Here is a 13,988-nt window from a genome sequence, read left to right on the forward strand (position 1 = left end):
CGACGCCGGCGCCGAGCCGGGCGCCGGCGAGGAGGGCGATGTAGTCGCGGCATCCGACCGCCGCGCCGACCGTCCCCTCGGCGAACGCGGCCAGCGACGCGTCGTTGTCGATCCGCACGACCGGCGCCCAGTCGAGGGCGTCCACGAGTCCGGGATTCATGCGCTCCCAGAATCCGGTGGGATGCCGCGGCGATCGCCCGGCCGAGTTCACCGGCGCGGCGACCCCCGCGCAGACCGCCAGCACCTCGTCGCGGGAGCGGCCCGCTTCGGCCAGCGCGGCATCCACCGCGGCGACGATCCGGGTGCGCCGCGTCGCGGCGTCATCGCGGTCGAGCTCCAGCCGGGTGCGGTGCGTGGCGAGGATCCGCGAGCGCAGGTCGGCGACACTCACCGTGATGTGCTCGTGTCCGGCATCCAGCCCGACGAGCACCGCGGCGTCGTCCCGCAGCGCGAAGCGCCGGGCGGGCCGCCCCTTGCGGTACTCGCCCGCCTGCCGTGCGTTGGGCAGTTCCTGCAGCAGGCCGAGCTGCGTCAGGGTGTCCATCGCGTCGATCGCGGTGGACCGGGTCAGGCCGGTGCCGTCCATGACCTCGGTGGCCGTGAATTCGTCGGCCGACCAGGCGTGGGAGAGCACGGCATCCAGGCTCGCCGGACGCGGCGCCGGGGTCTGGAGGGATGTCGACACGACTCTTGACCTTTCCTGTCTCGCCCTGCAATACTGCCGTACAGACATTGATTTGACGAGTAAATCTAATAATCGAGATTACTCGGGTCGCAAGGAAGCGAGAATCCACAGTGACGGGACGACGAACCACAGCCCTGCGGGCGATCGCGGTCGGAGCGGTGCTGACGCTCGGGGGAGCACTGCTGGCCGGATGCTCCCCGGACGGCCGCGAGACCATCCGGTTCGCTTTCAGCAAGCGCGAGGCGATCGGCTTCATGACCGACCTCGTGCACAAGTACAACGCGTCGCAGAACAAGGTGACGGTCGTGCTCGACACGTCCAACACGTTCGCGGCAGGCTTCGTGCGCGGCAATCCGCCGGACATCGCGCTGAACAACTACAACATGGAGACGGCGCGCTTCGTGCAGCGCTGCGCGCTCAGCGATCTGTCCGGCACGGCGGCCGCGAAAGAGGTCAAGCCCAGCCTGACCCCGTTCATGGACCAGTACGGGCGCTGCGCCGGGCGCACCAGCGCGCTGCCGTACTCGGTGATGGCATCCGGCGTGATCTACAACAAGCAGCTTTTCCAGAAGTACGGCGTGACCGTGCCGCGGACCTGGGATCAGCTCCTCGCCGCGTGCAAGACGTTCCAGGCAGCCGGGGTCACGCCGATCTACGCCACCTTCGCCGACCCGTGGACGGTGGGGCAGGGCTGGTACGACTACTCCGTCGGCGGGATGCTCGACACGGTCGCCTTCTTCAAAGCCCTGAACGCCGAGGGCGTGGACGTCGGCCCCACCTCGGCCGTCTCGTTCCAGAAGGACCAGGCCGCCCCGGTCGACAAGATGATCCGGCTGGCCGCCTACGTCAACAAGGATGCCGCGAGCCGGGCGTACGGCGATGGCAACACCGCCATGGCCGAAGGTAAGGCCGCCATGTACCTACAGGGCCCGTGGGCGTTCGGCGAGATCGCCAAGGCGGCGCCGAAGCTGGCGCTCGGCACCTTCCCGCTGCCGGTCACGAACGACCCCGCCGACCTCAAGGTGCGCATCAACATGGACCTGGCCGCGTGGATCCCCGAGGCATCCCCGCACAAGGATGCCGCCCGCGCCTTCCTCGCGTACCTCTACCAGCCGAAGGTGATCAACGCCTACAACGCGTCACAGCTCGGATTCGATCCCACGATCGGCGCCGCCCCGCCGACGGACCCGCGCATCCTCGGCCTGAAGCCCTACGTCGACGACGACAAGGTCTACCAGGGGTCATCGGTGCTCGTGCCGCAGGCGATCCCGATCTTCAACTACACGCAGGCCATGATCCTCGGGTCTGCGCCCGACCAGGTGCTGCGCACCATCGACGCCGACTTCGCCCGCCTGGCGTTCCGGCAGTAGCCCGGGAAGCAAGGGAGTCCTCCCATGACCACCACACAGGCCATCGTGACCCGCGGGGCACGACGAACCCCCGCACAGCGAAGCCGGCGCCGGGTCGAGCCCATCTACTACTGGTTCCTCATCCCCACCGTCGTGCTGTTCACGCTCGCGATCACGGTGCCGGCCGTGATCGGCATCTTCTTCAGCTTCACGAACTCCATCGGCATCGGCACGTGGAAGTTCACCGGCTTCACCAACTACATCGCCCTGTTCAGCGACCCGCTCATCCTGCAGAGCTACCTGTTCACGATCGGGTTCTCGATCGTCACGGTGATCGCCGTGAACATCATCGCGCTGCTGCTCGCGGTCGGGCTCACCTCGCGCATCCGCATCAAGACCGGGCTGCGCACCATCTTCGTGATCCCGATGGTGATCTCCGGCATCATCATCGCGTTCGTCTTCAACTTCCTCTTCTCCAACTCGCTGCCCGCATTCGGGAACCTGACCGGCATCCCCTTCCTGCAGCAGAGCATCCTCGCCAACCCCGACTGGGCGTGGGTCGGGATCGTCATCGTCACCGCCTGGCAGGCGATCCCCGGATCGCTGCTGATCTACATGGCCGGCATCCTCGCCATCCCCGGCGACGTGTACGAGGCGGCCTCCATCGACGGGGCGACCAAGCGGCAGCAGCTCGTCCGCATCACGGTGCCGCTCATCTTCGGCTACGTCGTGATCAATGTCATCCTCGGATTCAAGGGCTTCCTGAACGCCTACGACATCATCAAGGGCCTCACCAACGGCGGGCCCGGGACCTCGACCAGCAGCATCGCGATGACGATCGTCGGCGGCCTCACCAGCGGCGACTACGCCTACCAGATGGCCAACGCCACGATCTTCTTCGTCATCACCATCCTCATCGCCCTCGTCCAGCTCGCAGCGACGCGCGGAAGGAGCGCCCTCTGATGTCCACCCAACCCGCCCTCGTCGCCGAGACGACCACCGCCGCGCTCACGCTCGGCGCCGACCGCAGCAGCCGCCGCATCCGCACCCGGATGGAGCGCGTGAACTGGTCGGGCACGATCATCCTGATCCTGTGCGCCGTGACCGTGCTCGTGCCGCTGTACGTCACCGTCACGATGGCGTTCAAGACCACCGCCCAGGCCGTCGACGGCAACGCGTTCTCGCTGCCCGCCCCGTTCAGCCTCGACGGATTCGTGCAGGCGTGGAACCTCACCGACTTCCCCGTCGGCGCCCTCATGTCGTTCCTCGTCACCGCCGGAACGGTCATCGCGACGATCCTGCTCAGCGCGTTCGCCTCGTACGCGATCGTGCGCAACTGGGACAAGCGGCTGTTTCGCTTCTCGTTCTTCTACCTGCTCGCGGCGATGTTCATCCCGTTCCCCGTCGTGGCCCTGCCGCAGGTGCAGCTGACCGGCATCCTGCACCTCGACAACCCGGGCGGAGTCATCATCCTCGCCACGATGTTCCAGCTGAGTTTCAGCGTGCTGCTGTTCACTGCCTTCCTGCGGTCGATCCCGCTGGAGCTCGAGGAGAGCGCCCGCATCGACGGCGCGACCACCTGGCAGACTTTCCGGCACATGATCTTCCCGTTGCTGGCGCCCATGAGCGCGACGATCGGAATCTTCGCGTTCCTGTACGCGTGGAACGACTTCATGATGCCCTCGCTCATCATCTCCGACCCGGCGCTGCAGACCCTGCCGGTGCGCCAGCAGCTGTTCCAGACCCAGTTCAGCAACAACTACAACGTCTCGTTCGCGTCCTACCTCCTGGCCATGGCGCCCGCGATCGTCGCCTACCTGTTCACCCAGCGCTGGGTGATGGAGGGCGTCACGCAGGGTGCCGTCAAGGGGTGACCCGCGCCATCGGGATGCCGCGGCATCCCGAACCCCGTCCATCCGTCCGTCACGCCACCACCTCGAAAGGACCCACCGCCGTGACAACCTCCCTCGACCTCGCTCGCGACATCGCCGACCCCGCCCTCGCGCCCTGGTGGCGCCAGGCGGTCGTCTACCAGATCTATCCGCGCAGCTTCGCGGATGCGAACGGCGACGGCCTGGGCGACATCCCCGGCATCCTGAGCCGCGTCGACTACCTGGCCGAGCTCGGCGTCGGGGCGGTCTGGCTGAGCCCCTTCTACCCGTCCGCGCTCGCCGACGGGGGCTACGACGTCGCCGACTACCGCAACGTCGACCCGCGCCTGGGCACCCTCGACGACTTCGACGCGATGCTGAACGCGCTGCACGAGCGCGGCATCAAGGTGGTCGTGGACATCGTGCCGAACCACACCTCCGACCAGCACGAGTGGTTCCAGGCGGCGCTCGCCGCCGGACGCGGCTCGGCCGAGCGCGAGCGGTACATCTTCCGCGACGGCACCGGGCCCGACGGCGCCGAGCCCCCCACCGACTGGGTGTCGGTGTTCGGGGGTCCGGCGTGGGAGCGCGTCGCCGACGGCCAGTGGTACTTCCACCACTTCGCCAAAGAGCAGCCCGACCTCAACTGGGACCACCCCGACGTGCACGCGGACTTCATCAAGACGCTGCGGTTCTGGTCGGATCGCGGCGTCGACGGGTTCCGGATCGACGTCGCCCACATGCTCACCAAGGACCTCACCGAGCCGCTGCCGTCGGCGGCCGAGCTGGCGCTGATCCCGATCGACGGCAACCACCCGCTGATCGACCGCGACGACGTGCACGAGATCTACGCCGAATGGCGGGAGGTGTTCGACTCGTACGACCCGCCCCGCACCGCCGTCGCCGAGGCCTGGGTGGCCTCGGACCGGGTGCCGCGGTACGCGAGCCCGGAGAGCCTCGGCCAGTCGTTCAACTTCGACCTGCTCGAAGCCGACTTCGACGCCGCGCAGTTCCGGCGTATCGTGACCGACAACCTGGCGCTCGCGGCCCGGTCGGGTTCGTCGAGCACGTGGGTGCTGTCGAACCACGACGTGGTGCGTCACGCGACCCGGTACGGCCTGCCCGCGGCGCGGCCGGGTGCCACGGCGCCCACCCGCCACGGCGGCGAGTGGCTGCTCGGCGGGGGCGACGAGTCCGTGCTCGACCGGGAGCGCGGGGGCCGGCGCGCCGCGGCGGCGACGATGTTCATCCTCGGCCTGCCGGGTTCGACGTACCTGTACCAGGGCGAGGAGCTCGGCCTGCACGAGGTCGCCGCGATCCCCGCCGACGAGCGGCAGGATCCGACGTTCTTCCGCACGCACGGCGAAGAGATCGGCCGGGACGGATGCCGCGTGCCGCTGCCGTGGGAGGCATCCGCCCCCGCGTTCGGGTTCGGCACGAGCGGCGCGCATCTGCCGCAGCCGGACTGGTTCGCCCGGTTCGCGGTGGATGCCGAGGCCGCCGATCCGGCATCCAGCCTCACCCTGTACCGGCGCGCGCTGGCGCTGCGGGAGCGGCTGCAGTCCGCCGAGCAGCTGGACTGGGTCGACACGGGGCGCGACGACGTGCTGCGATTCCGTCGCCCGGGCGGGTGGGAGGTCGTCACGGTGTTCGGCTCCGAGCCGTATCGGCTCGAGGCCGGCAGCGGGGAGGTCGTGCTCGCGACCGCGCCGGTCGAGGGCGGGATGATGCCGGGGGAGAGCACGGTCTGGATCGCACCCGCGGATTCCTGAGCCCGCCGGTCCCGCCCGCCGATGTGTTCCGCTGTCCTGAAATGCACCCGGGGACGCAATCCAGGACAGCGGAACGGATCCGAGATGGAGGGGGGACGCCCGGCCTAGCCGTCGGAGCGGGTCCAGCCCTTGCGGCGGAACCAGGCCCACATGAGCCCGGCGGAGGCCGCCATCGTGCCGAGCCCGAGCACGAAGAACGCCCACGGGCCGACGAGCACGTGCCCGACCTCCCAGCTGAAGTTCATGCCGAAGAACCCGGTGAGAAAGCTCAGCGGGAGGAAGATCGACGCGATGATCGTCAGCTGCTTCGACGTCTCGCCCTGCTTGTTCGCGACCGTCGACAGGTAGAGGTCGGTGCATCCCGCGACCATCTCGTGGTACGAATCCAGCTCGTCGGTGATGCGGATCAGGTGGTCGTAGACATCCCGGAAGTAGTCGTGGCTGTCGGCCTCGAGCCCGGCGAGATCGGCGATGACCTCGATCTCCCGGGCGAAGACGTCCCGCATCGGAACGACGGCCTTGCGCAGGCGCAGCAGCAGCCGCTTGAGGCGGAACGTCTCGGCGAGTTCGCGCTTTCCGGCGCCGGACACGATGGCGTCTTCGAGGTCGTTGATCTCCTCGTCCAGGTCGGCGAGGATCGGGAAGAAGCTGTCCACGACCACGTCGATGATCTTGTAGACGTGGTACTGCTCGCTGCGCGTCGACGTGTGCCGGGCGAACACGGTCTTCAGGGCCGCGAGGTCCGGCGACGGATTGCGGTGCAGCGTGACGACGAAGTCCCCGCTGAGGTGGCAGTGGATCTCCTCCAGCGGATGCTCGTTCTCGTCCTCGGGCTGCGCGGCGACACCGCCCTCCAGCACGAGGAGGGCGGTGTCGCCGTAGGCATCCAGCTTGGGTCGCTGGCCGAACTTGACGCTGTCTTCGACGGCGAGCGGGTGCAGACCCAGGAGGATGCCCAGGCGCTGGATGTCCGCGGGCGTCAGGCCGGTGGCATCCAGCCAGAAGAACTCATGGTCGCGGCGCAGCTGCGCGATGAGTTCGTCGTCGATGGTGTCGAGGATTCGCATGGTGCTCCGGGGCTCGCGGACTGAGTGCCCGCAAGCGTACCGATGCACGCCGTGCGGATCCTCACTGCACCGACCAGCCCCCGTCGGAGGCGAGGATCGCGCCGTTGATGTTCACCGCGTCGTCCGACAGCAGGAACGTGATGGATGCCGCCAGGTGCTCTGCCGTCGCGACCGTCGGGATCGCCTGCTGGAACGGGGCGAGGCGGGCGGATCCGGCCTGCGACACGTTCGGCGGGAAGGGGATGCCGGTGGCCACGCCGCCCGGTGCGACCGAGTTCACCCGGATTCCCTGGGGTCCGTACATGAACGCCGCGGACTTCGTCACGCCGACGATGCCGTGCTTGCTGGCCGTGTAGGCGTTGCCCGACGCGTTGCCGCGCAGGCCGGCCTCGCTCGACACGTTGAGGATCGCGCCGCGTCCGGCCGCCTGCATCGCGGGGAGCACGGCACGCATCAGCTTGAACGGGGCGGTGAGGTTGATCGCGATGACGCGGTCCCACACGGCATCCGGGGTCTCACCGGCGGGGGAGAAGTCGTCGTTGATCCCGGCGACGTTGGCGAGGCCGTCGATGCGGTCGCCGGCCGCCGCGACGACACGGTCGATGTTCTCCTGCCGGGTCAGGTCGCCGGCGAGGGTCACGATGTCGGCATCCGGCAGCTCGGCGCGGAAGGCATCCAGCTTCTCGGCCGCGATGTCGCACGCGATGACGCGGCCGCCTTCGCGAGCGATGCGGGATGCCGTCGCCCTGCCGATTCCGGATGCCGCGCCGGTGACGATCACCGTCTTGCCGGCGAAGCGGCCGGGGGTGATCTGCTCGGTCCAGCCGGCGGGGGCGTCGTCGGCGGGGATCTCCCCGTCGTTCGCGGCGCGGACCAGGTCGTCGACGACCGACTGCGGCATGGCGCCCTGGCTCATGGTGACCAGCTGCTGCAGCGGCAGGCCGAGCACGGGCGTGAGGGCGTCGGCGCTCGCACCGGACTGGGCCAGCAGGCCCTGGATCAGCTCTTTGCCGACCGGGTCGTTCAGCCAGTCGCCGATCGAGGAGTTCGCGGTGAGGGCCATTCTTTCTTCTCCTTCTCGAGTTACGCAACGGTGCGTCCACGTATTGATCAGGCTACCCCTCGGTACCCTCGGAACATGCCTCGTCCTCGCAGTGAGAAAGCCCGGAAAGCCGTGCTCGCGGCCATGCGCCGAGCGATCGCCGACGAGGGCTACGCCGCCGTGACGATCGAGGGGCTCGCGGCCGAGGCGGACGTCTCGAAGCAGACCATCTACCGGTGGTGGCCGTCGAAGGCGGCGATCCTCGGTGAAGCGCTCCTCGAGGGCGAGATCCCCGGCGAATCGCCCGCGCGACAGCCCACCGACGACCTGGCCGCCGACCTGCGGATGTGGTTCGCGGATGTCGGCGCGCACCTCGCCCGGCCCGAGAACGTCGCGCTGGCTCGCGCCCTCATCGCGGTGTCCGCGACCGACCCCGAACTGGGCGCTGCCCTCAACCGGCGCTTCGCCGGCCAGACGGTGGCGTGGGTCACGGAGCGCATCGCCGCCGCGAAGGATGCCGGTCAGGTGCGCCCCGACATCGACCCGTCCGTCATCGCCGACCAGTTCGTGGCCTTGACGTCGTACGCGGCGCTGCTCGGCCGCGCGTTCGACACCGCCCAGGCCGAGGCCGTCGTCGACACGCTGCTGCACGGGATCGCCGCGCCCTAGACACGCTCCACCGACAGAATTCGCCGCTGGGGCGCGCATTTGTTGTCGGTTGAACCATCGTTGAAAACGTTCTCGAAAACGTTTGACACCGCTGTGGGCGCTAAATAGCTTGGGTCGCGACCCGCCGGCAAGGCTGCGGCGGGGGCTCATCGACATCCGTACAAGGGAGTACTCCATGCGATTTCGCAACCCTCTGATCGGCGCCGGCATCGCCGGACTCGCCGCCGTGCTCACGCTCGGCCCGGCCGCCGCCCACGCCGCGCCCAAGGACGGCACCAACGGCGCCCCGTCCGCGACGGGCTCGGTGCCGTCGGACTCGCTGCGTGCCCTCGCCGCGAGGTCCGGCCTGCGCATCGGCACGGCCGTCAACACCGATCTGCTGGGGACGGATGCCACCTACACGGCGATCACCGACCAGCAGTTCTCGACCGTGACGCCCGAGAACGTCATGAAGTGGCAGCTCGTCGAGCCCACGCGTGGCACGTACGACTGGGCGGCCGCCGATCGGCTGGTCGCGTCCGCCCGCGCCAACGGCCAGCTCGTTCGCGGTCACACTCTCGTGTGGCACAGTCAGCTGCCGGACTGGCTCGTCCAGGCTGCGCCCGCCATGAGCGCCGACGAGCTGCGCGCCGTGCTCAAGAAGCACGTCACCGATGAGGTGACGCACTTCAAGGGCAAGATCTGGCAGTGGGATGTCGTCAACGAGGCCTTCAACGACGACGGCACGCTGCGCGACTCGATCTTCCTGCAGAAGCTCGGGCCCGGATACATCGCCGATGCGTTCCGCTGGGCGCACGCGGCCGACCCGAAGGCGCAGCTCTTCTACAACGACTACAACATCGAGTACACCGGCCCCAAGAGCAATGCGGTCTACGCGCTCGTCACGCAGCTGAAGGCCGAGGGAGTGCCGATCGACGGCGTCGGCTTCCAGACCCACCTCGACACGCAGTACCCGCTGCCCGACCTGCGCGCGAACCTGCAGCGCTTCGCCGACCTCGGCCTGAACGTCGCCGAGACCGAGGTCGACGTGCGCACCACCCTGCCCGTGACCGCGGTCGAGCAGTCCGCACAGGTCGCGGCCTACTCGCAGACCCTGCAGGCGTGCCTCGCGGTGCGCTCGTGCATCTCGTACACGGTGTGGGGCTTCGACGACGGACACTCGTGGGTGCCGGGGGTCTTCGCGGGTGAAGGAGCTGCGAACCTCTACGACGCCGGCTACACGCCCAAGGCGCAGTACTTCGCGCTGCAGCAGGATCTCGCCACCACGGGCGCGCCCCACCGCACCGGTTCCGGCGCGGGCGCCCGGTAGCGCGAAGATGCGGGATGCCGTGGGTCGCGGCATCCCGCATCTTCGCCGTCGTGCACAGATGTGCGGACGTCGTCCCTCCGGCCCGGCATCCTGCCCGCGCGCGTAGCCTCGGACCATGCGTGCGATCATCCATCACGAATTCGGTGACCCGGCCGAGGTTCTCGGCGTCGAAGACGTTCCCCTGCCCGAGCCGGGCCCCCGCGAGGTGCGCCTGCGGGTGCTCCTCGCCCCGATCCACAACCACGACCTGTGGACGATCCGCGGCTCGTACGGCTACAAGCCCGACCTGCCCGCCCGGTCCGGCACCGAGGCGGTCGGCATCGTCGACGCGATCGGCGACGAGGTCGAGGGCATCCAGGTCGGGCAGCGCGTCGCGACCGGCGGCACCTTCGGCGTGTGGAGCGAGTTCGCGATCGCCAAGGCCGGTGCCGTGGTGCCGGTGCCGGACGGCATCCCGGACGAGGTCGCCGCGCAGCTCATCTCCATGCCGTTCAGCGCGATCGCGCTGGTCGACTACCTCGGTGTCGGAAGCGGTGACGTGATCGTGCAGAACACCGCGAACGGCACCGTCGGGCGCCTGGTCGCCCAGATCGCGGCGAGCCGCGGCATCCGCGTGATCGGGCTCGTGCGACGCGAGTCGGATGTCGAGGAGCTTGCGGCATCCGGCATCCCCGACGTCGTCGCGACCGTCGGTGACGGCTGGCGCGCACGGGTGCTCGAGCTGGCCGGTGCCAAGCCGATCGTCGCCGCGGTGGACTCGGTGGGCGGATCGGCATCCGGCGATCTGGTGCACCTTCTCGGCGAGGGCGGCACGCTCGTGTCGTTCGGCGCGATGGCTTCCGACCGGATGGAGCTGTCGTCGGGCGAGATCATCTTCAAGCAGCTGACCGTCAAGGGCTTCTGGGGCAGCAAGGTCTCGGCCGCGATGGATGCCGCGACCCGGCGCGCCCTGTTCGGCGAGCTGTTCCAGCTCGTCGGGGCCGGTCGGCTCTCGCTGCCGGTGGACAGCATCCATTCATTCGACGATGTGCGCGCCGCGGTGGATGCCAGCGTCACGCCGGGCCGGGTGGGCAAGGTTCTGCTGCGCCCCTGACGCTGTCGACGCAGGTACGGATGGCGGCGATCCGTCCGGATGCCGGTCTGTTGGGGCCGCATCCGGCCGCCAGGCGTACGCGGCACCGCCATCCGTACCTGCCGATCCGGATCGGTCATCCCGATTCGGCGTCCTCGAGACCGGGCACGTGATTCGCGGTGTCGCGCTCGCCGACGGGTCGGCGGGGCGTCCGGTCGACGATGAGCTGGAAGACATCCGGGCGGGCGTAGTGGCCGGTGGCGTCGAAGAGCCCTCGGCCGTCCGCGCAGTTGTCGACGTCGATGTCGGCCACGACGAGCCCCTCTTCGTCGGCGAGCGGTCCGGCGAGGATCTTGCCGTTCGGGTGCACGATCGTGGACAGTCCGCGTGCGATCCAGGCGGGCTCCGGGTACATCTCCTCCCTGCCCGGGATGCCGGCGGGGACGTCGTCGGTGTGGAACGCCTGGCAGGCCCCGATGACGTAGGTTCGCCCCTCCTTCGCAATGTGCTGCAGGGTCGGTACCCAGACGTCGCCGGAGTCCCACGTGGGAGCGAGGTGGATCTGCACGTCGTCCGCGTAGAGAGCAGTGCGCGCGAGCGGCATGTAGTTCTCCCAGCAGATCAAGCCCCCGATGCGTCCGATGGGCGTCTCGACCGCGCGGACGGATGACCCGTCCCCGCTGCCCCAGACGAGTCGTTCGCCACCGGTCGGCATGAGCTTGCGGTGATGGAGGAGGAGCGCACCGTCGGGACCGAACACGAGGAGCGTGTTGTAGAGCGTGGAGCCGTACCGTTCGGTGACGCCGACGGCGAGGTGCAGGCGATGTGACCGGGCGATCGTCGCGAGCGCGTCGGCGTCGGGTCCGGGGACCTCGATCGCCTGTTCGAACAGGAGGCGGTAGCTGGCGCGCGCCGTCTTGCTCCAGGGTCGTGTCCGCCACACCCACTCGGGGTAGCCGGAGACGAAGCATTCCGGGAAGACCAGGAGGTCGACGCCGCGTCGGGATGCCTCGTCGGCGATGGTCGCGCACTTCTCGATGGTGGCCGCCGTGTCAAGGTACACCGGGGCGTACTGGGCGGCGGCGACGGTCAGTTCAGGCATGCGGGTCTCCTTCGGAGAGGGGTGCGGTCGCAGTCGTGCGGCGCCAGGGGAAGACGGGTCGGTGGTGCGCGGTGAACGCCCGGATGCCGAGATCGGCGTCCGGGCCGGTTGCCATTTCGCGGCGCAGGCGCCGCCACAGGTCGTCGAGTTCCGGTGCCGCGGTGGTCTCGGCGTCGATCAGCCGCTTCGTCGCCCAGATGGTGAATTGGGAGTTGGACAGGAAAGCACGACTGAGCTCGGCCGCGCGTTCGTCCAGCCCGTTCTCGGCCACGACGTCGGCGACCAGTCCGTAGCCCAGCGCTTGCGTGGCATCGAAGCGCATCCCCGTTGCGAGGAGGAGTTTCGCGACCGATGGACCTGCCAGACGCGCCAGCCGTTCCAGCCCCACCCGGGGATAGATGACGCCGAGCTTGGCAGGGGTGATGGCGAACTGTGCGTGTTCGTCGGCGACGATCGCGTCGCACGCGGACGCGAGTTGCCAGCCGCCGCCGAAGCAGAAGCCCTCCACGAGCGCGATCACGAAGGTCTGGCATCCTCCGATCGCCGCGTCGACGAGGGAGAGAAGGTCTCCGGCGTCTCCGGCCTCGGCATGCTCGAGGAGGACTTCGCGAAGGTGGGCGACGGCGACGCCCGAGCAGAAGGTCCCGCCGGCGCCGCGGAGGAAGATCAGCAGGACGTCCTCTCGCGCATCGAGCTCGGCAAAGGCCGCGATGAGCTCGCGACACATCGACGGCGTCAGCGCATTGCGTTGCGCGAGGTTGCGCAGCTCGATGGTCGCGACGCCTGAGTCGACCCGCCACGAGATGGATGCCTCCGGCGTCCCGTCAGTCATCGCTCACTCCTGCCCGGACGATTCCCCGCACGGTGAGATCGCCGATCTCACCATCGTCGTAGCCGAGTTCCCGGAGCACCTCGTGCGTGTGCTCGCCCAGCTGGGGCGGTGCGGAACCGACTCGAGGGGGCTGCTCGTTCACGCTGATCGGGCCGCGCACCAGACGCAGGAGCGTGTCGTCGTTCCGACGGACGCTCTGCACGAGCTCGAGCGCCCGAACCTGCTCCGAATCGAAGGCGGCGAGGTACCCGTTGATCGGTCCGCACGGGATGCCGGCCCCGTGGAACAGCTCGACCCAGTGTTCGGCGCCGGCAGAGGCGAGCCGGGACTCGATCTGTTCGGTGAGCTCACGACGGTTCGCCAGCCGCGCGGGCTCGTCGAGGAATCGCTCGTCGGCGAGGAGATGTTCCGCGTCGATGATGCGGCAGAATGCCCGCCAGTGGCGGTCGCTGGCCACGGCGATCGTCAGGTCGGAGGATCCGGTGCGGAACACCCCGCAGGGGGCGATCGACGGGTGGGCATTGCCCTGCGGGACCGGCTCGATACCGAGGCTGAGCGCTTGCTGCCCCTGGAAGGTGCCCAGTGCCATCGCCGTCTCGAGCAGCGACGTGGAGACATGACGAACATCGACGCCGCGACTGCGGCCGAGGAGACCGGCCAGGACACCGATCGCGCACGTGAGGCCCGAGGTGATGTCCACGATCGAGACGCCGAAGCGGTAAGTGTGCTGCGCATCGGGGCCCGTGACGGATGTCAGGCCGCTCATGCCTTGCACGACCTGGTCGAGGCCGGGGGCGTCGCGCAGCGGTCCTCGGTCGCCGAACGCCGTGACGGAGGCGACGACGAGATCGGGGTTGAGCCTGTGCAGCGTGTCGGTGTCGAGGCCCATCTTCGCCAGCGTGCCGGCGCGGAAGTTCTCGATGAGGACATCGGATCCGGCCACGAGCCGGTGGAGGATGTCGCGCCCTTCGGTGCTGTAGAAGTCGACGCACACCGACCGCTTGCCGCGGTTGACGGAGTCGAAGTAGAGACTGTGCGCGTCCTCGAACGGGGGCCAGGTGCGCGCGGTGTCGCCACCCAGCCCCTCGACTTTGATGATCGTGGCGCCGAGGTCGGCGAGCAGTGCCGTGCAGAACGGGCCGGCGAGAGCTCGGCCGAGATCCAGGACGGTGATGCCAGACAGGGGGGAAGCGTTCACAAGCGCTCCTTTCGTGGGTG

Annotated in this window: 13 protein-coding genes; 7 read left to right on the top strand and 6 right to left on the bottom strand. The window is 69.0% G+C overall.

The genetic code is table 11. The annotated features are described in order from the left end of the window. A partial coding sequence (locus LK09_RS12410) for an ROK family protein (RefSeq protein WP_039399849.1) occupies positions 1-685 on the bottom strand: 685 nt, incomplete at its 3' end. Positions 686-795: 110 nt separating this feature from the next. Between LK09_RS12410 and LK09_RS12415 the strand changes: the two genes are divergently transcribed. From LK09_RS12415 to LK09_RS12430, 4 genes are read left to right on the top strand one after another with little or no spacing between them, the layout of a single operon-like run. Further along, on the top strand, positions 796-2,055 hold the full coding sequence (locus LK09_RS12415) for an ABC transporter substrate-binding protein (RefSeq protein WP_039399852.1): 1,260 nt from the start codon (positions 796-798) through the stop codon (positions 2,053-2,055). A 24-nt stretch (positions 2,056-2,079) separates the two neighbouring features. Further along, the gene (locus LK09_RS12420; RefSeq protein ID WP_052226722.1) at positions 2,080-2,997 is read left to right on the top strand and encodes a carbohydrate ABC transporter permease; all 918 of its coding nucleotides are present in this window, start codon (positions 2,080-2,082) and stop codon (positions 2,995-2,997) included. After that, positions 2,997-3,908: a carbohydrate ABC transporter permease gene (locus LK09_RS12425; RefSeq protein ID WP_039399855.1), complete on the top strand. Its 912-nt coding sequence runs from the start codon at positions 2,997-2,999 to the stop codon at positions 3,906-3,908. The genes LK09_RS12420 and LK09_RS12425 overlap by 1 nt, the downstream gene beginning before the upstream one ends. A gap of 14 nt (positions 3,909-3,922) precedes the next feature. Beyond that, entirely contained in the window at positions 3,923-5,677 is a 1,755-nt protein-coding gene (locus tag LK09_RS12430; protein ID WP_082008243.1) for a glycoside hydrolase family 13 protein, read from the top strand. A 104-nt stretch (positions 5,678-5,781) separates the two neighbouring features. Here LK09_RS12430 and LK09_RS12435 read toward each other — a convergent pair whose 3' ends face one another. Together LK09_RS12435 and LK09_RS12440 are read right to left on the bottom strand one after the other, a co-directional pair. Next, positions 5,782-6,744, bottom strand: a complete 963-nt coding sequence (locus LK09_RS12435; RefSeq protein ID WP_039399858.1) for a magnesium transporter CorA family protein — start codon at positions 6,742-6,744, stop codon at positions 5,782-5,784. Between the two features lie 61 nt (positions 6,745-6,805). After that, complete coding sequence (locus tag LK09_RS12440) at positions 6,806-7,807, bottom strand: SDR family NAD(P)-dependent oxidoreductase (protein WP_039399861.1); 1,002 nt, start codon at positions 7,805-7,807, stop codon at positions 6,806-6,808. A 75-nt stretch (positions 7,808-7,882) separates the two neighbouring features. Between LK09_RS12440 and LK09_RS12445 the strand changes: the two genes are divergently transcribed. From LK09_RS12445 to LK09_RS12455, 3 genes are all read left to right on the top strand, one after another. Beyond that, positions 7,883-8,455 (top strand): TetR/AcrR family transcriptional regulator, encoded by a 573-nt coding sequence (locus LK09_RS12445; protein ID WP_231563029.1) that lies wholly within the window; start codon positions 7,883-7,885, stop codon positions 8,453-8,455. A 175-nt stretch (positions 8,456-8,630) separates the two neighbouring features. Continuing rightward, a complete protein-coding gene (locus tag LK09_RS12450; RefSeq protein ID WP_039399863.1) occupies positions 8,631-9,764 on the top strand; it encodes an endo-1,4-beta-xylanase in 1,134 nt (377 codons plus the stop codon). Between the two features lie 115 nt (positions 9,765-9,879). After that, entirely contained in the window at positions 9,880-10,857 is a 978-nt protein-coding gene (locus LK09_RS12455; protein WP_039399866.1) for a zinc-binding dehydrogenase, read from the top strand. Between the two features lie 115 nt (positions 10,858-10,972). Here the strand turns inward: LK09_RS12455 and LK09_RS12460 are convergent, their stop codons facing one another. From LK09_RS12460 to LK09_RS12470, 3 genes are read right to left on the bottom strand one after another with little or no spacing between them, the layout of a single operon-like run. Beyond that, the gene (locus LK09_RS12460) at positions 10,973-11,938 is read right to left on the bottom strand and encodes a carbon-nitrogen hydrolase family protein (protein WP_082008233.1); all 966 of its coding nucleotides are present in this window, start codon (positions 11,936-11,938) and stop codon (positions 10,973-10,975) included. Further along, positions 11,931-12,770, bottom strand: coding sequence for an enoyl-CoA hydratase/isomerase family protein (locus tag LK09_RS12465; RefSeq protein WP_052226723.1), 840 nt, complete (start codon positions 12,768-12,770; stop codon positions 11,931-11,933). The genes LK09_RS12460 and LK09_RS12465 overlap by 8 nt, the downstream gene beginning before the upstream one ends. Next, positions 12,763-13,968 carry a CaiB/BaiF CoA transferase family protein gene (locus tag LK09_RS12470; protein ID WP_082008234.1) on the bottom strand — a complete coding sequence of 402 codons (1,206 nt, stop codon included), beginning with the start codon at positions 13,966-13,968 and terminating at the stop codon, positions 12,763-12,765. Before LK09_RS12470 ends, LK09_RS12465 begins: the two co-directional genes overlap by 8 nt. Positions 13,969-13,988 lie beyond the last annotated feature (20 nt).

Origin of the sequence: Microbacterium mangrovi (genome assembly GCF_000802305.1) — a bacterium.
Taxonomy (GTDB): Bacteria; Actinomycetota; Actinomycetes; order Actinomycetales; family Microbacteriaceae; genus Microbacterium; species Microbacterium mangrovi.

Excerpts from the sequence above, each read along its gene's own strand:
- LK09_RS12420 (WP_052226722.1), top strand. The coding sequence starts at position 2,080 with ATGACCACCACACAGGCCATCGTGACCCGCGGGGCACGACGAACCCCC.
- LK09_RS12425 (WP_039399855.1), top strand. The coding sequence starts at position 2,997 with ATGTCCACCCAACCCGCCCTCGTCGCCGAGACGACCACCGCCGCGCTC.
- LK09_RS12430 (WP_082008243.1), top strand. The coding sequence starts at position 3,923 with ATGCCGCGGCATCCCGAACCCCGTCCATCCGTCCGTCACGCCACCACC.
- LK09_RS12435 (WP_039399858.1), bottom strand. The coding sequence starts at position 6,744 with ATGCGAATCCTCGACACCATCGACGACGAACTCATCGCGCAGCTGCGC.
- LK09_RS12440 (WP_039399861.1), bottom strand. The coding sequence starts at position 7,807 with ATGGCCCTCACCGCGAACTCCTCGATCGGCGACTGGCTGAACGACCCG.
- LK09_RS12445 (WP_231563029.1), top strand. The coding sequence starts at position 7,883 with ATGCCTCGTCCTCGCAGTGAGAAAGCCCGGAAAGCCGTGCTCGCGGCC.
- LK09_RS12450 (WP_039399863.1), top strand. The coding sequence starts at position 8,631 with ATGCGATTTCGCAACCCTCTGATCGGCGCCGGCATCGCCGGACTCGCC.
- LK09_RS12455 (WP_039399866.1), top strand. The coding sequence starts at position 9,880 with ATGCGTGCGATCATCCATCACGAATTCGGTGACCCGGCCGAGGTTCTC.
- LK09_RS12460 (WP_082008233.1), bottom strand. The coding sequence starts at position 11,938 with ATGCCTGAACTGACCGTCGCCGCCGCCCAGTACGCCCCGGTGTACCTT.
- LK09_RS12465 (WP_052226723.1), bottom strand. The coding sequence starts at position 12,770 with ATGACTGACGGGACGCCGGAGGCATCCATCTCGTGGCGGGTCGACTCA.